Here is a 21,301-nt window from a genome sequence, read left to right as displayed (position 1 = left end):
GCCCCTGTGCAGCGCGCCGAACGGACGCCGTCCGGATGCCCTGACCGCGGTGCCCGCCGACGGGCCGAGGTGAGCGGAACGGAGACGCGGGGATGGGGCGGGCGTTGCGACGGCGGGGCGGGCATCACGACGGGCGGGGCGGAGCGGGCGCCGCGAGGGACCGGGCAGGCGCCGGGACAGGCGGGGCCGGCGCCGGGACAGGCGGGGCGGCGTACCACCACGCCGGGCCGCCTGCCCGCCGTCGAGCCTCCTGCACGGGCGCCCGCGGCGGTCCGTTGGAGCGGCGTCGGCCGCGTCAGGTGGCTCCGAGGATCACACCGGATCCTGGGCGGGCGTCGCCGTGCCCGCGTTCTCGGCGGCTGCCGGTTTTCCCGGCTCCCTGGTCGGGATGACCAGCAGCTTGGTCACCGAGCCGTCGTCCGCCACGACGTCCCGGACGTGACGGAACCCCAGGCGGCGGCACATGGCCAGGCTGGCGGTGTTGTCGGCGCCGACCATGCCGTACGCCTCGGTGAGTCCGAGATTGTCGGCCGCGTGGAGGAGGAGGCCGCGTACCGCCTCGCCGCCCAGTCCGCGGCCCCAGTGTCCGGGGGCGAGCGCGGTGACGAGTTCGTGGCCGTCGACGTTGCCGGTCGGCTTCACCTCCGCGTGGCCGACGTGGACGCCCTCGTGCCACAGGCCCCACACGTCGAAGCGGCGCTGGGGGTAGACGTCGGTGAGGATGGCCCGGAACAGCTCGCGGATCTGCGGTTCGGGCACGCGTTCCTGGCCCATCCAGCGGCACACCTCCTCGTCGCGCAGCAGGGCGACGAAGGCGTCCTCGTGTTCGGGCCGGTAGGGCAGGAACTCCAGGCGTTCGGTGCGCAGGACGGGGGTCGGGGCGGACGTCATGGCGGACTCCTCGGGAGTGATGCGGTGCGGTGGCGCGTGGGGGGAAGAGGAGTGGGGGGAGGTGCCGGGCCGGCCCGGTACGGGCGGCCCGGCGTGTCGGTCGGGGTGGGCGCGCGGGGCGTCAGGCGCCGGCGTTCTCCATGCGCTCCCGGAGGCTCTTGGGCCGCATGTCGGTCCAGACCTCGTCGACGTACGCGGAGCACTCGGCCTCGGTGCCCTCCTTGCCGACGGGTTGCCAGCCGGCGGGCACCTCGATGTCGACGGGCCAGAGGGAGTACTGCTCCTCGTCGTTGCGCAGCACCTGGTAGCGGGTGTTCTCGTCCATGTCGGTCTCCTCGCGGGTTCGGTTCGGGTGAGCTGTGGTGGGACGGGGGCGGGCGGTCGGGGCGCGGGGTGCGCGCGGCCCGTACCGGGTGGCGCGCCGGCGCGGGGCACCGCGGGGCCGGATGTTCGTCACCGGCCTCCCCTGGCGTGCCGGGCGAGGTGGCGCAGGGCCTCGGCGAACTCCTCGGCCACCCGGCGCACGGTCGCGGTGTCGTGGACGCCGGGCCGGTGGTGCCAGGTGAAGGCGAGCCGGCCGTGCTGCACCGCGCCCACCACCTCCAGCAGGTGCGAGCCGGGGTCCCGGGGGTCGTGGTCCTGCCCGAGGGAGCCGTGTTCGGCGCGGACCAGGCCGCCCGACGCGGTCTCGGGGCGGGCGTCCCACTGGCCGAGGTAGTTGAACACCACCTGGCTGTGCGCACCGCCGCCTAGGCGTTCGCGGACCTCGGGCGGGCCGAAGGTGCGCAGCGCACCGAAGCCGATGCCGTTGCCGGGTACGGCGCGCAGCTGGCGGCGCACAGACTTCACCAGGGACCGCCAGTCGCGGTCGGGGCCGAGGTCGCCGGGGTCGGGCACCTGGACGGCGACCGGGTAGACGGTGGTGAACCAGCCGACGGTGCGGGACAGGTCGACGCCGTCGAGCAGGTCCTCGCGGCCGTGGCCCTCCAGGTCCAGGCGGACCCGGTCGCGTCCGGTCCAGCGGGCCAGCGCCAGCGTGAGGGCGGCGAGCAGCACGTCGTTGACCCGGGTGCGGTAGGCGGTGGGTGCCGAGCGCAGCAGGGCCGTGGTGTCCTCCTCGCCGAGTTCCACGCTCACCGTGGCGGCCGGTCCGGCGGCGGGCAGCGCGGCCGGCGCGGGTTCGGTGTCCACCGCCCGTTCCCAGTACGGCAGTTCGTGGTCGAGGCCGCCCTCGGCGACGTACGCGGCGAGTCCGCGCGACCACGCGCGGAAGCTGGTGCCGCGCTCCCCCAGCGTGACCGGTCCTCCCTCAAGCGCCTGCCGGTAGGCGGTCTCCAGGTCGTCGCGCAGGATGCGCCAGGAGACGGCGTCCACGACCAGGTGGTGGGCGACGAGGAGGAGGAAGGCGGGCCGCTGCGGCTCCCCGGTGAACAGGGCCGCGCGCAGGTGCGGGCCCCGGGCGAGGTCGAAGCTCGCGTGCAGTTCGTCGGCGGCCTTCGCCATGGCCGCGTCGGCCTCCTCGGCGGGCAGCCCGGTCAGGTCGTACCGGACGAGGATGCCGGGGCCGGCGGCGGGCGGCGGGTTGAACTGGTGCCAGCCGTCCGCGTCCCGGGTGAACCGCATGCGCAGTGCGTCGTGGTGCTCCAGCAGTGCGTCCAGGGCGGCGCGCAGCGCCCGCGGGTCGGGGGTGCCGTCGAGTTCCAGCAGCGCCGACTGGTTGAAGTGGTGGTGGGCGGCGCGCGGGGTGGTCAGGAACCATTCCTGGATCGGGGTGAGCGGCACCTCGCCGGTGACCGGGCCGTTCCCGGACCGCCGGGGCGCGGCGCGGACCACGGTGGCGAGTTCGGCCACGGTCTGGTGCGTGAACAGGTCGCGCGTGGCCACGTGCAGGCCGTCGCGGCGCAGCCGGGAGACGACCTGCATGCTCAGGATGGAGTCGCCGCCGAGCGCGAAGAAGTTGTCGTCGGCGCCGACCTCCGCGATGCCCAGCACATCGGCCCAGATACGGGCGATCCGCCGTTCGGTGTCGGTGCGTGGCGCGGTCCGTGGGCCGTCCGCGGCCTGCGCGGGTCCGGGTTCGGGCAGGGCACGCCGGTCCGTCTTGCCGTTCGGGGTGAGCGGCAGCCGGCTGAGCGGTACGAAGACGGACGGCACCATGTGCGGGGGCAGCGCCCCGGCCAGGTGCAGCCGCAACTCGCCGACGGGCAAGGGCACTTCACCGGCGGACGGACCGGCGGCTGACGGATCCGTGGCAGCCCCTTCCGCCGGAACCACGTAGGCGACCAGCCGGGCCGGCGCGTGCGGCGTCTCCCCCGCGCGTACGGCCACGACCGCGTCCCGCACCAGCGGGCTGCGCCGCAGCGCGCTCTCTATCTCGCCGGGTTCGATCCGGAAGCCGCGCAGCTTGACCTGGTCGTCGGCGCGTCCGGCGAACCGGAGCCGGCCGTCGGCGGTCCAGCGGACCAGGTCCCCGGTGCGGTACATCCGCTCCCCCGGCGCGCCGAACGGGTCGGCGACGAACCGCTGGGCGGTGAGTCCCGGCCGGCCCAGGTAGCCCCGGGCGAGTCCGGGCCCGGCGAGGTACAGCTCCCCGGTCACGCCGGGCGGTACGGGACGCAGGGCGGCGTCCAGCACGCGGACGCGGATGCCGCCGGCGGGGCGGCCGATGGGCGGGGCGCCGGTGCCGGGGGTGAGCGGGCCGGTCCAGGTGGCGACGACGGTGGCCTCCGTCGGCCCGTATGAGTTGATCATCCGGCGGCCGGGAGCCCAGGTGTCGACGAGATCGGCCGGGCAGGCCTCGGCTCCCACGATGAGCGTGCGCAGGCGGGGCAGGGCGGCGGCGGTCTCCGGCGGCAGGGTGGCCAGCGCGGCCGGGGGGATCAGGGTGTGGCTGACGCGCCGTTCGGCGAGCACCTCCGCCAGCCGCTCGCCGACCAGCGGCCCCTCCTCGCCGGTGATCAGCGCGGCCCCGCTGAGCAGGGAGACGCACAGCTCCAGCACGGAGGCGTCGAAGCTGGGCGAGGCGAACTGCAGGACCCGGTCGCCGGGGCCCGCCGCGTACTGTTCGGCGGCCGCCGCGGCGAAGGAGGCGAGGCCGCGGTGGGTGACCACCACGCCCTTGGGGGTGCCGGTGGAACCGGAGGTGTAGATGACGTAGGCGGGGTGGGCGGGGGCGAGGGGTGCGGTGCGGTCGGTGTCCGTGGGTGCCGTGTCCGGTCCGTCGGCGGCCCACACCTCGGCCGGGTCACCGATGACCAGGTGGGCGCCGGCGTCCTGGATCATGAACTCCCGGCGCCGCGGCGGGTAGTCGGGGTCCACGGGCAGGAAGGCGCCGCCGGCCTTGGCGACGGCGAGCTGGGCCACGACCGTCGCCGCCGAGCGGGGCAGCGCCAGGGCGACCACGCGTTCCGGTCCGACGCCGTCCCGCACGAGCCGGTGGGCCAGCCGGTTGGCCGCCCGGTCCACCTGCGCGTAGGTCAGCTCCCGGTCGCCGTCGACCAGCGCGACCGCGTCCGGGGTCCGGGCCGCCTGCCGCTCGAACAGGGTGGGCAGGGTCGCCTCGGGCACCGGGCGGAAGGTGCCGCGGCCCTGGTCCAGCAGGGTCTTCAGCTCGTCGTCGGAGGTCAGCGGCAGGGCGCCGAGCGGACGGTCGGGGTCCTCGGCGACGGCGTGCAGCAGGGTGCCGAGCTGTCCGGCCATCCGGTCGGCGGTGGCCGGGTCGAACAGGTCGGTGTTGTAGGTGAGCAGGCCGTGCAGGGCTCCGTCGCCGGTCCCGGCGAACTCCAGGGTGAGGTCGAACGCGGCCTGCTCTGACTCCGGTTCGACGTCGGTGACGTCCAGGCCGGGCAGGTCGAGACCGGCGGCCGGGGTGTTCTGGAGGACGACCATGACCTGGAAGAGGGGACTGCGGCTGGTGTCGCGGACCGGGTCCACCTCGTCCACGACCCGTTCGAACGGCACCTCCTGGTGGGCGAAGGCGTCGAGGACGGTCTGCCGTACGGCGGTGAGGAACCCGGTGAAGGGCGCCTCCCCCTCGGCCCGCGAGCGCAGCACCAGGGTGTTCACGAAGAATCCGACGAGGCCCTGCGTCTCGGGCCGGTCGCGGCCGGAGGTGACGGTGCCGACGGCGATGTCCTCGACGCCGGAGAGCCGGGCGAGGTAGGCCTGGGCGGCGGCGACGAGCGTGGTGAACAGCGTGGTGCCGTGGTCCCGGGCGAGCCGGGTCAGCCGCCGGACGGTCCGGGCGGGCACCACCAGCCGGGTGGTCGCGCCGGCGCTGGTCCGCACCGGCGGCCGGGGCCGGTCGGTGGGCAGTTCCAGCGGTGCCGTGCCCGACAGTTGCCGTTTCCAGTAGGCGAGGTGCTCGTCAGCGCCGGTGTCCCCGGTGCCGCGCTGCCAGCGGGCGTAGTCGGCGTACCGCACGGGCAGCGGCGGCAACTCGCGTTCCGCGAAGCCGAGTTCGGCTCGGTAGAGATGGGCGAGGTCGCCGAGCAGGACGGAGGTGGACCAGCCATCGGTGACGATGTGGTGCAGGGTGAGGGTGAGGACGTGGTCGCTCGCGGCCAGCCGGATCAGGCCGGTGCGCAGCAGCGGGCCCTCCCGCAGGTCGAAGGGGCGGGAGCGCTCCTCGGCGAGCAGCCCGCGCAGGGTGGACTCGGGGTCGGCGGACCGGGACAGGTCGCGCACGGGCAGCGGCACGTCGTGGGGCGGGTGGACGCGCTGGACGCCGTGCCCGTCGACGCTGTCGAAGGTGGTGCGCAGCGACTCGTGCCGGGCCACCAGGCCGGTGAGGGCCGCGCGGAGGGCACCGGTGTCCAGGTCGCCGCGCAGCCGGAGGGCGAGCGCGGTCACGTACTCGGCGCCGCCCGGTGCGAACTCCTCCAGGAACCACAGACGTTGCTGGGCGTACGACATCGGCGCGACCCCCTCCCGGCCGGCCGGGGCGATCGCCGACCGGCCGGTGCCCTGCCGGGAGTCGAGCAGCCGGGCCAGTCCCGCCGGGGTGGGGTGGGTGAACACCGCGCGCGGGGTGACGTCGGTGTCGAAGGTCTCGGCGAGGCGGGAGGCGAGCCGGATGCTGAGGATCGAGTCGCCGCCGAGCTGGAAGAAGTCGTCCTCCACGCCGGGCGGTTCGCTGCCCAGCACCTCGCCGAAGACGGCCGCCGTGCGGCGCTCGGCCTCGGTGCGGGGCTCGACCCGGGCGCGCCCCGGCAGGGCTTCCGGCGCGGGCAGGGCCGCGCGGTCGACCTTGCCGTTGCGGCTGAGCGGGAGGGCGGCCAGCGGGACGACGGCACCGGGGACGAGGTAGTCGGGCAGGGTGCGGGCGGCGAAGTCCCGCAGTTCCTCGGCGTCCTGGCCGGCCGGTCCGACGACGTAGGCGACGAGCCGTTTGGCGCCGGGCCGGTCCTCGCGGGCCACGACGGCCACGTCCACGACACCCGGGTGGGCCGCGAGGGCGGCCTCGACCTCGCCGGGCTCCACCCGGAAGCCCCGGATCTTCACCTGGTCGTCGGCGCGGCCCAGGAACTCGACGGTGCCGTCCGACCGCCGCCGGGCCAGGTCTCCGGTGCGGTACATCCGGGCGCCGGGCGGGCCGTAGGGGTCGGCGAGGAAGCGGGCCGCGGTGTCGCCGGGGCGGCCCAGGTAGCCGCGGGCGACGCCCTCGCCGGCCACGTACAGCTCACCGGGGCAGCCGGGCGGTACGGGCCGCAGCCGGACGTCGAGGACGTGCACCCGCATGTCGTCGAGCGGGTGGCCGATGGGGACGGTGCCGGGCACGGCCGTCGCGTCGGTGAGGGCGCAGGAGGTCGCGAAGGTGGTGGTCTCGGTGGGGCCGTAGCCGTCCACGACGGTCAGGCCGGGGCAGGCGGCCAGCACCCGGCGCACGGCCTGGGCGGGGACGACGTCGCCGCCGGTCCACACCTGCGCGAGGCCCCGGAAGCAGTCGGGGGCGTCCTGTGCCAGCAGCCGGAACAGTCCGGCGGTCAGCCACAGCGCCGACAGCTCGCCGTCGCCGGCCAGCCGGCGCACCAGGGCAGCGTCCACGCCGGCGCCCGGGGCCACCACCACGCAGCCGCCGTTCAACAGCGGCGCCCACACCTCGAAGGTGGCGGCGTCGAACGCCACCGGGGAGTGCAGCAGCACCCGCGCGCACACGCCGTCGGCGAACCGGCTGTCGGTGGCGAGCGCCGCCACGTCCCGGTGCCGTACGGCGACCGCCTTGGGCAGGCCGGTGGAGCCGGAGGTGAACATCACGTACGCCAGCCGGTCGGGGTCGGCGGCCGGTGTGCGCCCGTGCCCGGTGCGGGCGGCGGTCACCTCGGCGGCGCCGTGCACGGCGCCGGTGCGGGCGGCGGTCACCTCGGCCGGGGTGAGCCGGGCGGTCGCGCCCGCCTGGGCGAGCAGGGTGCGGCGGCGCTCCTCGGGCGCCCGGGTGTCGACGGGGACGTAGGCGCCGCCGGCCTTGAGCACGGCGAGCTGGGCGACGACGAGTTCGGCGGAGCGGTCCAGCAGCAGCGCCACCCGGTCCTCGGCCGCCAGCCCGCCGGCCACCAGCCGGGCCGCCAACGCGTCGGCCCAGCCGGCCAGTTGCCGGTAGGTGAGCTCGCGCTCGCCGTCGCGGACCGCGAGCGCGTCCGGGGTGCGGCGGGCCTGCTCGGCGAACAGGTCGACGGGGCTGCGCGGGGCGGCCGGGCGGGCGGTGGCGTTCCAGGCGGCCAGCAGGTCGCGGTCGGCCGGCGTGAGCAGGTCCAGGCCGGTCAGGTCGGTGTCGAACCCGTCGGCGAGGGCGGTGAGCAGTTCGGCCAGCCGGTCGGCGGCGCGCTCGGCGGTCGCGGGGTCGAACAGGGCCGGGTCGTAGGCCAGGTCGAAGGCGAGCCGTTCGGCCAGGTGGGCGCGGAGGCACCAGGGGAAGGTGGTGGCGTCGTCGGCGCGCACCTCCTCGACACGGACGCCGGTGCGGGCCGTGGCCGACTCGTCCACGGGGTAGTTCTCGAACACCACCATGCTGTCGAACAGCGGCTCACCGGAGGGGACTCCACTGACGGCCTGGATGCGGGGCAGGGCGAGGAAGTCGAAACGGCGGGCGTCGCCCTGCCGGTCCTGGAGCCCGCGCAGCCACGGCAGGACCGGTCCGGCCGGGACGCGGACGCGGGTCGGCACGGTGTTGATGAACATGCCGATCATGCCTTCGACGCCGGGCAGTTCGGCCGGGCGGCCGGACACCGTGGTGCCGAACACCACGTCGTCCCGGCCGCTGGAGCGCGCCAGCAGCAGCGCCCAGGCGCCCTCCACGACGGTGTTGACGGTGAGCCCGGCGCGGGCGGCGGTCTCCCGCAGCCGGCGCGACACCCGGGTGTCCAGTTCCTGGTGGACGGCCGCGGCGGAGCGGGCGCGGTGGGCCTCGGCGGGCGTGCGGTCGTACGGCAGCGGGGTGCGGGCGGTGAACCCGGCCAGGGCGTCGGCCCAGTACCGCTCGGCCGCCTGCTCGTCCTGCTCGCGCAGCCAGTGCAGGAAGTCCGCGAAGGGCCGCCGTACCGGGGGTGCCTGGTCGGGGCCGCCGGTGAGGGCTGCGTAGCGTTCGCACACCTCGGTGAGGAGCTGCCCGGTGCTCCAGCCGTCCAGGACGATGTGGTGGGTCGACCAGAGCAGCAGCACGTCGTCGCCGGGCAGGGCGGCCAGGGTGAGGCGGGTCAGCGGCGCGGTGGTGAGGTCCATGCCCGCCGCGCGGTCCTCGGTGAGCAGCCGCTCGGTGGCCTCCGCGCGCCGCTCGGGTGTCATCGCCCGCCAGTCGAGGTGGGTGACCGGCAGCTCGGCGCTCCGGTGGACCACCTGGACCGGGTGGGGCAGCCCCTGCCAGTGCACGCTGCTGCGCAGGGCCGGGGTGCGGTCGGCGACCTGCTGCCAGGCGGCGGCGAACGCGTGCGGGTCGGCCACCCCGGACAGGCGCACGGCCGTACGGTCGAAGTAGGCGTGCTCGGTGTCCACGAGGCCGTGGAAGAGCATGCCGGACTGGAGCGGGGTGAGCGGCAGGACGTCCTCGACCTGCCGTCCGGTGCCGACGAGCCGGTCCAACTGGTCCTGGCGGAGCCCGGCGAGCGGGAAGTCGGAGGGGCTGCGGCCGCCCGCTCCGGGACGGGCGCAGTGCGCCACGACGTCCCGCAGGGCTGCGAGCGTCTCGTCGGCGAGCCGGCGGACGGTGGACTCGTCGTAGATCGCCGCCGGGTAGGTCCAGCCGAGTTCGAGGCGGCCCCGCTGGACCACTCCGGTGACGTCCAGCAGGTAGGGGCGGGCCTCGTCCGGGTCGGTGTCCCGGCCGGCCGGGGGCAGGGAGCCGCGCAGCAGCCCGTCCGTACCGTCCGCGTCCCACTGGCCGTGGTAGTTGAAGCCGATCCGCGGGGTGGGGGTGCCGGTGAGGGGGCTGTCGGGCAGGAGGTGGCGCAGGGCGCCGTGGCTCAGGCCGTGCAGCGGCACCGCGCGGAGCTGTTCCTTGACCGAGCGGAGGGTGTCGTGCCAGCCGGCGTCCGGGTCGACGCGCAGCGCGAGCGGGAACTCGGCGGTGAACCAGCCGACGGTCCGCGCCAGGTCGACGTCCGCGAACAGGTCCTCCCGGCCGTGTCCCTCCACGCCGAGCAGGACGGTGTCGCGCCCGCACCAGCGGGCCAGGGTCCGGCCCAGGGCGCTGAGCAGGACGTCGTTGACCTGGGTGCGGTAGACCTCCGGGACCTGCCGCAGCAGGGCGTCGGTCGTCTCCGCGTCCAGCGTGACGGTGAGGGTGGCGGCGGTGCGGTGGGTGTTGGGTCCGGGCCGTCCGGCGGGCAGTTCGGCCGGTGCCGCCCCCGTGCGCGTCCAGTACGGCAGGTCCGCCTCCAGGGCGCCGGAGCGGGTGTGCCGGTCGAACCGGGCGGCCCAGGCGCCGTAGGAGGTGCCCGTGGCGGGCAGCTCGACGGGCAGGCCGGCCTCGGCCGCCGCGTGGGCCGTCTCCAGGTCGGCGAGCAGGATGCGCCAGGACACACCGTCGATCACCAAGTGGTGTGCGGTGATCACGAGTTGGCCTTGCCGCCGGGGGCCCCGGTCGAAGAAGAGGACGCGGACGACCCGGCCCTCGACGGGGTCGAGCGCGGCCTGCGCCTCCTCCGTGAGCCGCTGGACCTCGCTCTCCAACGCGGCCTCGTCCAGCCCGGCGACGTCGTGCCGGGTGAAGACGGCGTCCGGGGCCTCGGGCAACACCTCCTGGCGCCAGCCCTCGGCGGTGCGGCGGAACCGGGTACGCAGGGCGGCGTGGTGGCGGACGAGGGCGTCGGCAGCGGTGCGCAGCGCTTGCCCGTCCGCGCCGGCGGCGAGTTCCAGGCGCTGGGTCATGGTGAACCGGAGCCGCTGCCCGGGTTCGCGGCCGTCGAGGTACCAGTGCTGGATCGGGGTCAGCGGTGCCTCGCCCGTCTCCTCCGTGGCGGCGGGGGTCGGCGTCGACTCCCGTACGCGCAGGGCGAGTTCGGCGACGGTCTGGTGACGGAAGACGTCCTTGGTGGTGAGGGCGAGGCCGGCCTGCCGGGCGCGGGAGACGATCTGGATGCTCAGGATGGAGTCACCGCCGAGCGTGAAGAAGTTGTCGCGGGCGCCGACCCGTTCGACGCCGAGCACGTCCGCCCAGATCGCGGCCAGGCGCTCCTCCGTGCCGGGCCGGGGCGCGACGTACGGGGTGGTGCTGTCGGGCCGCGCGGGCGGGGCGGGCAGGGCGCGCCGGTCGGTCTTGCCGCTGGTGGTGCGGGGGATGCGGGCCAGCGGGACGAACGCGGCGGGCACCATGTGGTCGGGCAGGGTACGGCGCAGGGCGAGGCGCAGGTCGTCGGCGGACGGCACCCGGCCGGCGGAGGGCACCACATAGCCGACGAGCATGGTGCGGCCGGCGTGTTCGCGCGCGGCGACGGCGGCGTCGGCGACGTCCGGGTGGTCCAGGAGGGCGGCCTCCACCTCGCCGGGCTCGATGCGGAACCCGCGGATCTTGACCTGTTCGTCGACCCGGCCCAGGAACTCCAGCAGCCCGTCCCGGTCCCAGCGGACCCGGTCCCCGGTGCGGTACATCCGCTCCCCCGGCGCCCCGAACGGGTCGGCGACGAAGCGTGCGGCGGTGAGGCCGGGCCGGTTCAGATAGCCGCGGGCCACCTGGGCTCCGGCCAGGTACAGCTCGCCGGGCACGCCGGGCGGCACCGGGCGCAGGGCGCCGTCGAGGACGTGGGCGCGCAGGTTGCCGCCGGGGCGGCCGATGACCGGGCGGTCGGGCCGGTCGGCGATACGGCCGTAGACGGCGTCGACGGTGCACTCGGTGGGGCCGTACATGTTGTACACGGTCACGCCCGACCGCTGTTCGGCCCGGACGAGTTCGCGCCAGTCGGCCGGGGTGACGGCCTCGCCGCCGACGAGCAGCAGGCGGGGGTGGTGGCGGCCGGGGGCGAGCAGGCCGGCGGCGGTCAGTTCGCGCAGGAAGGACGGGGTGACGTTCACCAGGTCGAGGCGGTCTCCGGCGACCTGGGCGCAGAAGGCCTGCGGGTCCAGGCGTACGTCCTCGTCGACGAGGTGGACCTCGTGGCCGAGGGCGAGGAGCAGCGCTCCTTCCCAGGAGGTGTCGAAGGAGAAGGAGGCGCTGAGCGCGGCCCGCAGCCGCCGCCCGCCGTCGGTGTGCGGGGCGAGCAGGCCGGTCCGGTGATCGTGGCACAGGTTGACCAGCTGCCGGTGCTCGACGGCGACGCCCTTGGGGCGGCCGGTGGAGCCGGAGGTGTAGACGATGTACGCGGTGTGTCCGGGCAGCAGGGGCCGGACACGGTCGGCGTCGGCCGGGTCATGGGCGGGGAGCCGGTCCCAGGGCACCTCGCCGAGGTCGCTCAGCAGGGTGTGCGGCCGGGCGTCGGAGAGGAGGAAGTCCACTCGTTCCCCGGGGAGGCGGGGGTCCAGGCAGAGCAGGGTCGCGCCCGCCTTGAGGACCGCGAGCACCGCCACCACCAGGTCGGAGGTGCGCGGGAGCCGTACGGCGACGACGTCCTCGGGGCCCGCGCCCCGGGCGATGAGGTGGTGGGCCAGCCGGTTGGCGCGCTCGTTCAGCGCGGCGAAGTCCAGGGTGGTGTCGCGGGCCACCAGGGCGGTGTGCTGCGGGGTGCGGGCGGCCCGGTCCTCGAAGAGGGCGGGGAAGGTGGTGTCCGGCTCGGGCAGCCGGGCGCCCTGCTCGTACCGCAGCACCTGGTGCCGTTCGTCGTCGGTCATCAGCGGCAGCCGGCCCACGGCCAGCTCGGGGTCCCCGGCGGCGGCCTCCAGCAGGACGCGCAGCCGGGCGGCCAGGCGTTCGGCGGTGCCGGCGTCGAAGAGCCCGGTGTTGTACTCCAGGTAGCCGGTGAGCCCGCCGTCGGTCTCCGTGAAGTCGAAGGCGAGGTCGAAGGTGGCGTTGCGGACCGGCGGCATCACCGGCTCCACCGTCAGGCCGGGCAGCCGGGGCGGCTCGGCGCCGAGGTTGTGCAGGGCGACCATGACCTGGAACAGCGGGGTGCGGCTGGTGTCCCGCTCGGGCTGGAGGGCGTCCACCACGCGCTCGAAGGGCACCTCCTGGTGGGCGAACGCCTCCAGGACGGTGTCCCGGACCTCGGCCAGCAGCTCCCGGAAGGGCACGTCGGGGCGGACCCGCGCGCGCAGCACAAGCGTGTTGACGAACATGCCGACCACGTCGTGCAGTTCGGGCCGTTCCCGGCCGGCGGTGACCGTGCCGACGGTGACGTCCTCCTGGCCGGCCCAGCGGGCGAGCAGGACCTGGCAGGCGGCCACGAGTGTCATGTAGAGGGTGGCGTCGGCCTCCCGGCCCCGCTCGCGCAGCCGCTCGGTCAGCGCGGCGGGCAGGGTGAAGGTCACCAGGGCGCCGTCGCGGGTGCGGACGGCCGGGCGCGGCCGGTCGGTGGGCAGTTCCAGCGGGGTCACACCGTCCAACGCGGCGCGCCAGAAGTCCAGTTCGGCCTCGGTCCGCCCGGCGCGGGCGCGCTGCCAGGAGGCGTGGTCGGCGTAGCGGACCGGCAGGGCCGGCAGGTCGGGACGGCGGTCCTCCAGGGCCGCCGCGTACAGCTCGCCCAGGTCCCGGGCCAGCACACCGGCGGACCAGCCGTCCGTGACGATGTGGTGCAGGGCGAGGACGAGGACGTGCTCGTCGGCGGCGCACCGGACCAGGCGAGCCCGGAAGAGCGGCCCGGTGGCCAGGTCGAAGGGCGTGGCGGCCTCGCGCTCCAGGAGGGCGTCCAGGGCGATGTCCGTACCGGCGTCCGCGTCGGTGATGTCCGCGAGGTCGTCCACCCGCAGGTCCACGGGCCGTGGCGGACGGACCGACTGCCGGGCCCGGCCGTCCTGTTCCGTGAACGTGGTGCGCAGGGACTCGTGCCGGGCGACCAGGCCGTCCAGGGCGGTGCGCAGCGCGGCGCTGTCGAGCGTGCCGCGCAGCCGCAGCACGGACAGGGTCGTGTACTCGGTGCTGCCCGGCTCGAACCGGTCGAGGAACCACAGGCGTTGCTGGGCGTACGACAGGGGTGCCGGGGTGTCCGGGTCGGTGGCCGGGATGGTGTCCGCGGTACTCCCGTCGCGGGGCTCGCCCAGCGCCGCCGCGAGGGCGGACAGCGTGGAGTGGGTGAACAGCAGCCGGGGCGAGACGTCCGTGCCGAAGGCCGCGCGCAGCCGTGAGGTGACGCGGACGGCCAGGATGGAGTCGCCGCCGAGGGCGAAGAAGTCGTCGTCGGCACCGACCTCCCCGGCGTCCAGGACGTCCGACCACGCGGCGGCGACCAGCCGCTCGGCCGGGGTGCGCGGCGGGGTCCGCGTGCCCTCGGCGGCGAAGCCGTCGGGGCCGGGCGCGGGCAGGGCGCGCCGGTCGAGCTTGCCGTTGACGGTGAGCGGCAGCGCGGCCATCGGCACGTACGCGGCCGGGACCATGTGCGCCGGCAGCAACGCCTCCAGATGGGCGCGGAGTGCGGCGGCGGGCGGCGGCGGTACGGCGCGGTCGCCGCTGCCGGTGCCGACGACGTGGGCGACCAGCCGGCGGGTCCCGGCGGAGTCCTCGTACACGCCGACGGTGGCCGCGCCCACGCCGGGATGGCGGTGCAGGGCGGCCTCGATCTCCCCGGGCTCGATGCGGTAGCCGCGGATCTTCACCTGCTGGTCGGCGCGGCCCAGGTACTCCAGGGTGCCGTCGGCCCGCCAGCGGGCCCGGTCGCCGGTGCGGTACATGCGGGTGCCGGGCCGGCCGAACGGGTCGGCGGGGAAGCGGGTCGCGGTGAGGCCGGGCCGGTTGAGGTAGCCGCGGGCCAGGCCCTCGCCGGCGACGAACAGCTCGCCGACGGCGCCGGGCGGCACCGGCCGGAGCGCGTCGTCGAGGACGTAGAGCCGCAGGTCGGGGATGCCGGTGCCGATGGGGCTCGCGGTACCGGCGCGGGCCGCCCGGTGGTCCAGCGCGGCGTGGGTGACGTGCACGGTGGTCTCGGTGATGCCGTACATGTTCACCAGGCGGGGCGCGGTGTCCGGGTGGCGGGCGTACCAGTCGACGAGCCGGGCCACGTCCAGTGCCTCGCCGCCGAAGACCACCGTGCGCAGCGCCAGCCGGGCGCTGACGTCGGGCAGTTCGGCGTCGGCGCGGATCAGCGGGTAGAAGGCGGACGGGGTCTGGTTGAGCACGGTGACCTGTTCCTCGGCGAGCAGGCGCAGGAAGTCCTCCGGGGAGCGGGCGGTGTCCTCGGGGACGACGACGAGCCGGCCGCCGTGCAGCAGCGGCCCCCACAGCTCCCACACCGAGAAGTCGAAGGCGTAGGAGTGGAACAGGGTCCACACGTCGTCGGGGCCGAAGCCGAACCAGGGGCGGGTGCGGGTGAACAGCCGGACCACGTTGGCGTGCGGGACGACGACGCCCTTGGGCCGGCCGGTGGAGCCTGAGGTGTAGATGGCGTAGGCGGGGCTCTCGGGCAGCGCGCGGCGGACCGGGCCGGTGGCCGGGCGGCGGGCCAGGTCGGCGCGGACGCCGGGGTCGTCCAGCCGCAGGACCGGCACGACCGTGTCGACGGTGGTCCCGGTGGTGGTCACCAGCGTCACCGGGTCGGCGTCGGCGAGCAGGTCCCGGACGCGCTCGGCGGGCAGCGCGGGATCGATGGGCAGGTAGGCGGCGCCGGTCTTCAGGACGGCGAGGACGGCCACGACGAGGTCGGTGGAGCGGGGCAGCGCGAGCGCCACGAACGTCTGCGGTCCGGCGCCGAGTTCGGCGAGCCGGTGGGCGAGCCGGCCCGAGCGCTCGTCCAGGGTGGCGTAGTCGAGCCGGTCGTCGCCGCAGGCGACGGCCTCGGCGTGGGGGGTGCGGGCGGCCTGGGCGGCGAAGAGGGCGTCCAGGGTGTCGGTGGGGCGGCCCTCCTCGGAGCCGTTCCACTCGGCCAGCATCCGGCGCCGCTCCTCGGCGGTCGTCCAGGCGAGCGCGCGGACGGGCCGGCCGGGGTCGTCGGCGAGTTCGGTGAGCAGCAGGCACAGCCGGTCGGCGAGGGCGCGCACGGTCGTGGCGTCGAACAGCTCGGGGTCGTAGGCGAGGTCGAAGCCGAACCGCTCGCCCTGGTAGGCGCGCAGCACGAGGGCGTAGTTGGTGGCGTCGCGGGCCGAGACGTCCGCCAGGCGTATCCCGGAGCCGGCCGAACGGGCCTGGTCGAAGGGGTAGTTCTCGAAGGCCACCATGCTGTCGAACAGCGGGCTGCCGGCGGGCACGTCGCTCAGCGAGGTCAGCTCGGCGAGGGACACCGCCGCGTACCGCCGTGCCTCGGCCTGGGCCTCCTGGAGCTCCCGGAGCCAGGCGGTGGCGCTGCGGCCGCCGTCCACGCGGACGCGGGTGGGCAGGGTGTTGATGAACATGCCGACCATCGACTCGACGCCGGGCAGGTCGTCGGGGCGTCCGGAGACGGTGGTCCCGAACAGCACGTCCCGCTCGGCGCTGTAGCGGGACAGCAACAGCGCCCAGGCGCCCTGCACCACGGTGCCGAGGGTGATCCCGGCCGCGCGGGCGGTGCGCGCCAGCCGGGCCGAGACCTCCTCGGGGAGCCCGGCCGTGTGCACACCGGCGGAACGGGTCTCGTGGCCCGGGCGGCGGACGCGGTCGGCGGGCAGCGGGGTGGGGGTGGCGAACCCGGCGAGGACGGTCCGCCAGTGCGCGTGCGCGGCCTCGGTGTCCTGGCCGGCCAGCCAGCGCACGTAGTCGGCGAACGGCCGCCGTACCGGGGGCTGCGGCCCGGCGCCGGTGGTGAGCGCCGTGTACTCCTCGAAGACGTCGGTGAGCACCTGGGCCAGGCTCCAGCCGTCCAGGATCAGATGGTGGGAGGTCCACAGCAACTGGAGCCGGTCGTCGGGCAGCCGGACGAGGGTGAGCCGCATCAGGGGGGCCGTGCCCAGGTCCAGGCCGCGCGCGAGGTCGTCGGCGCGCAGCCGGTCCAGCCGCTCGGCCCGCTCCCCCGCGTCCAGGTCCCGCCAGTCCACCTGCTCGACGGGCACGGTGACACGGCGGTGCACGACCTGGAGCGGCACCGGCACGTCCTCCCACACCACGCAGGTGCGCAGGGCGGGGGTGCGGTCGGTCACGCGCTGCCAGGCCAGGGCGAGGGCGTCGGGGTCGGTCACCCCGTCGAGCAGCAGTGCGGCCTGGTCGAGGTACACGTCGTCCGGGCCGCCGACCAGCCGGTGGAAGAGCATGCCCTCCTGGAGCGGGGTGAGCGGCAGCAGGTCCTCCACGTCCCGGCCGTCGCCGGCCAGGCGGTCCACGCCGGCCTGGTCCAGGCGGGCCAGCGGGAAGTCGGACGGGGTACGGCCGCCCGCGCCGGGCCGGGCGCAGTGCTCGGCGATGGCGGCGAGCGCCCCCACCATGCCGTCGGCCAGCCGCCGTACGGTGCCGGCCCGGTGCACCTGGTCGCTGTAGTGCCAGGTGATCTCCAGCTCGCCGTCGGCCACCAGGGCGGAGACGTCCAGGAGGTGGTCCAGCGGCGCGCCGGGGTCCATGTCCCGGCCGGGAAGGTCGGCGACGGGTGCGAAGTCCCCGCCGGCGGGCGCCTCCCACTGGCCGTGGTAGGTGAAGCACACCTCGGGCAGCGGGAGTTCACCGAGGGCTCGCGCCTCGGGCCGGGGCGATCCGAGGTGGCCCAGGGCCTGGTACCCCAGACCGCGGCGGGGCACGGCGCGCAGCCGCTCCTTGACGGCCTTGATCGTGGCTCCCCAGTCGCCCGGACCCGCCGGGGTCAGGGTGACCGGGTACTGGGTGGTGAACCAGCCGACCGTGCGGGACAGATCGGCGCCCTCCGCCAGTTCCTCCTCCCGGCCGTGGCCCTCCAGGGCGACGGTCACCCGGTCCGTGCCCGTCCAGTCGGCCAGCACCCGGGCCAGCGCGCTGAGCAGCACGTCGTTGACCTGGGTGCGGTAGGCGCCCGGCACCCGCCGCAGCAGTGCCTCGGTGGTGGCACGGTCCACCCGGGTCCGGACGGTGCGCACGGACCCGGCGACCGGGGTGCCGGAGAGGTCGACGGGGAGCGGGGTGCGGGGCGGCGCGGTCTCCTCCGTCCAGTGGGGCAGGTCGTCGTCCAGGTCACCGGCCCGCACCCGCTCGGCCAGCTCGCGGGCCCAGTCCGCGAACGGGGTCTGCTCGGGCTCCAGCCGGGGTTCCTCGCCTGCCACGGCCTGCCGGTACGCCTGTGCCAGGTCGGCGAGCAGCACCCGCCAGGAGACGCTGTCGACGGCCAGGTGGTGGGCGGTGACGAACAGCCGGGGGCGTTCCCCGTCGGTGAGCAGGGCCGCGCGCAGCAGGGTTCCGGTGGCCGGGTCCAGGGCGGCGCGGGCGGCGTCCGCGGCCTCGGCGGGCGGGGTGCCGGGGCCGTGCCGGGTCAGCAGTCCGGTGGCCGGGCCGGTGCCGGGGTGCTGCCGCCAGGTGTCCCCGGTGCGGGTGAAACGGGCCCGCAGGGAGGGGTGTCCGTCCACCACGGCGTCCAGCGCCCGTTCGAGTGCCCGCTCGTGGAGGTCGTGGGGCAGGTCGAGCAGCATCGACATGGTGAAGTGCCGCAGCGGGCCGTGCGTGGCGAGGAACCACTCCTGGACCGGGGTGAGCGGAGCGGGCCCGTCCTCCTGCGGGCGCCGGGGCGCGGGCAGGCCGGTGGTGCGGAGGGCCGCGGCGGCCAGGTCGGCGACCGTCTGGTGCCGGAAGACGTCCTGCGAGCCGATCCTGAGGCCCGCCGCGCGGGCCCGGGAGACGGCCTGGATGCTGAGGATCGAGTCGCCGCCCAGCTCGAAGAAGTTGTCCGTGACGCCGACCCGGTCCACGCCGAGCACCTCGGCCCAGATGGCGGACAGGGTCTCCTCGTCGGGGGTGCGCGGGGCGACGAACTCCCGCTCGCCGGAGGTGAGGCCGGGCGCGGGCAGGGCGCGCCGGTCCAGCTTGCCGCTGGTGGTCAGCGGCAGCGCGTCCAGCGGGGTGAAGGAGGACGGCACCAGCGCGTCGGGCAGCACCCGGCGCAGGGCAGCGCGCAGGTCGGCGGGGGCGGGCCGGGGCGCGCCGGGCGCGGGGACGACGTAGGCGGCGAGCCGGGCGTGGCCGTGCGCGTCCGGTACGGCGACGACCGCGGCGGCGGCGATGCCGGGCAGCGCGAGCAGGGCGGCCTCGATCTCGCCGGGCTCGATGCGGTGGCCGCGCACCTTGACCTGGTCGTCGGCGCGCCCGAGGTAGTCCAGACGGCCGTCCGGAGTCCAGCGGGCCAGGTCGCCGGTGCGGTACATGCGGGTGCCGGGCGGCCCGTAGGGGTCGGCGGGGAAGCGGGCGGCGGTCAGGCCGGGGCGGCCCGTGTAGCCCCGGGCGAGCTGAGGGCCCGCGAGGTACAGTTCGCCGCCGACACCGGGCGGCACCGGCTGGAGCCGGTCGTCGAGCACATAGGCCCGCACCCCGGGCAGGGGGCGGCCGACCAGGGGGCGGTCGCCGTCGACGCGGCAGGACAGCGCGTCGACCGTGCACTCGGTGGGGCCGTAGAAGTTGTGGGCGGTCACGTCGGGGTGAGCGGCCAGCTCCCGCCAGAGCGCGGGCCCGACCGCCTCGCCGCCCAGCATGAGGACCCTGGGGCGGTGCCGGGGGTCGGTGAGCAGCCCGGCGGGCAGCAGCTGTCTCAGGTAGGAGGGCGTGACGTCGAGGAAGTCGACGCGGTGCTCGACCACGTACGCGACCAGGGCGGCCGGGTCCATCCGGGTCGTCTCGTCGACCAGGTGCAGCGGGTGGCCGTCGGCCATCAGCAGCACGCCTTCGAGGGAGGTGTCGAAGGAGAAGGACGCGGTGAGCGCGACCCGCAGCGGGCCGCCGCCCGCCTCGGCGACGAAGCCGGCCCGGTGCGCGGCCAGCAGGTGTACCGCCGAGCGGTGGGACACGGCGACGCCCTTGGGACGGCCGGTGGAGCCGGAGGTGTGGATGACGTACGCGAGGTGCCCGGGGTCCAGCGGGGCGCGCCGGTCGGCGTCGGTGGGGTCGGTGTCCGGGGCGGTCGCGGGTACGGCGCGCAGCGCGGTCTCGTCCAGGACCAGGGCCGGGCGGGTGTCGTCCAGCAGGAACCGGACGCGCTCCTCGGGCAGGGCCGGGTCCAGCGGCAGATAGCCGGCGCCCGCCTTCCAGACGGCGAGGATCGCGGTGATCATGTCGGCGGTGCGCGGCAGCCGCAGCGCGACCAGCCGCTCGGGGCCGGCGCCGAGCGCGATGAGGTGGTGGGCGAGCCGGTTGGCGCGGGCGTTGAGGGTGGCGTAGTCCAGCCGTTCGCCGCCCGCCACGAGGGCGAGGGCGTCGGGGGTGCGGGCCGCGCGGCGCTCGAAGACCTCCGGGTAGGTGGTGTCGTCCACGGGGTTCCGGGGGCCGGTGCTCCAGTCGTGGACGACACGCCGTATCTCCTCCCCGGACAGCAGGGGCAGGCTGCCCAGCGGGCGGTCCGGGGCCTCGGCGGCGCCCTCCAGCAGGCGCAGCAGCTGTCCGGCCAGCCGCTCGGCCGTGGCCGGGTCGAACAGGTCGGTGCGGTACTCCAGCAGACCGGTCAATCCCGCGCCGTCCGGCACGAACTCGATGCTCAGGTCGAAGGTGGCCGCCTGCCGGGGCACGGTGACCGGGGTGGTGGCTAGGCCGCGCGGGGCGGTCGCGGCGGGCGGGTCGGGGTGCAGCAGGACCATCACGTCGAACAGCGGGTTGCGGCCCGCCTCGCGGGGTGCGCCGACCGCCTCCACGATCCGCTCGAACGGCGTGTCGCCGTGTGCGAAGGCGTCGTTGACCGTGCCGGCCGTCTTCGGGAGCAGGTCGCGGAAGGAGCCGGAGGCGTCCACCGGAGTGCGCAGGACGACGGTGTTCACGAAGAACCCGACGGCCCGTTCGAGGTCGGTGCGGGACCGGCCGGGGGTGAGGGAGCCGACGGTGATGTCGTCCTGGCCGGACCAGCGGGCCAGCAGGGCCTGGGTGGCGGCGACCAGGGCGGTGTGGAGGGTGCTGTGCTGCTCTCTGGCGAGGTCGCGCAGCCGCGCGGTGAGTGGGGCGGGAACGGCGAACGTGTGGACGGCTCCGGCACCCGCCTCCTCGCCGCGCCGGGGACGGTCCAGGGGCAGCTCGGGCGCCACCACCCCGTCCAATTGCCGCTTCCAGTAGGCGAGATGGCGTTCGAGGCGGGGCCCGGAGAGCTGTTCGCGCTGCCACACCGCGAAGTCCGGGTACTGCGTGGCCACCGGGGGCAGGTCCGGTCGGGCGCCCCGCGCGAGGGCGTCGTAGGCGGTGCACAGCTCGTCCAGGACCACGCCCGTCGACCAGCCGTCCGTGACGATGTGATGGGCCGTCAGCAGCAGGACGTGCGAGGTCGGCGACTCGCGCAGCAGCAGGGCGCGCAGCAGCGGCCCGTGGCGCAGGTCGAAGGGGCGGGAGTACTCCGCGAGCAGGTCCGCGTCCAGGTCGCCGGCGTCCCGTACCGGCAGCGGCACCGGGCCCGCCGGACGCACCCGCTGCACCGGCCGGCCGTCGGTCTCCTCGAACGTGGTGCGCAGGGCCTCGTGCCGGGCGACCACGGCGGCGAGCGCCTCGCCCAGCGCCGTGTGGTCGAGGGCGCCGGTGAGGCGGACGGCGACCGCGCTGTTGTAGCGGGCGTCGCCGGGGCGCAGCCGGTCCAGGAACCACAGCCGCTGCTGCGCGAACGACAGCGGCAGCGGGCGGTCCCGGTCGGCGCGCGGTATGCCCTGCCGGGCGGCCGGGGCCGCGCCGCCGGCCCGTCCGGCGAGCCGCCGCCGCAGTGCCTCCCGCAGCTCCTCGGGCAGCGCCTCGGCGCGGTCCCGCTTGGAGGGGCGCGCGGAGCCGGAGGGGTTCGAAGGGGTCGAAGACGTCATGGTCGTC

Annotated in this window: 3 protein-coding genes; all 3 read right to left on the bottom strand. The window is 76.1% G+C overall.

Annotated features, from left to right (window positions below):
* Positions 1-312 precede the first annotated feature (312 nt).
* The 3 genes from C3492_RS33785 to C3492_RS33775 all read right to left on the bottom strand — a co-directional run bounded on the left by C3492_RS33785 (position 313) and on the right by C3492_RS33775 (position 21,294).
* Positions 313-891, bottom strand: a complete 579-nt coding sequence (locus C3492_RS33785) for a GNAT family N-acetyltransferase (protein ID WP_103816448.1) — start codon at positions 889-891, stop codon at positions 313-315.
* 121 nt (positions 892-1,012) lie between these two features.
* The gene (locus tag C3492_RS33780) at positions 1,013-1,216 is read right to left on the bottom strand and encodes an MbtH family NRPS accessory protein (RefSeq protein WP_014676677.1); all 204 of its coding nucleotides are present in this window, start codon (positions 1,214-1,216) and stop codon (positions 1,013-1,015) included.
* Between the two features lie 128 nt (positions 1,217-1,344).
* Complete coding sequence (locus C3492_RS33775) at positions 1,345-21,294, bottom strand: non-ribosomal peptide synthetase (protein WP_103816471.1); 19,950 nt, start codon at positions 21,292-21,294, stop codon at positions 1,345-1,347.
* Positions 21,295-21,301: the final 7 nt, after the last annotated feature.

It is taken from the genome of Streptomyces sp. Ru62 (assembly GCF_002920615.1).
In the GTDB taxonomy this organism is placed as follows: Bacteria; Actinomycetota; Actinomycetes; order Streptomycetales; family Streptomycetaceae; genus Streptomyces.
The sequence above is the reverse complement of the archived record's forward strand: the minus strand, read 5'-3'. Positions and strand labels throughout refer to the sequence as shown.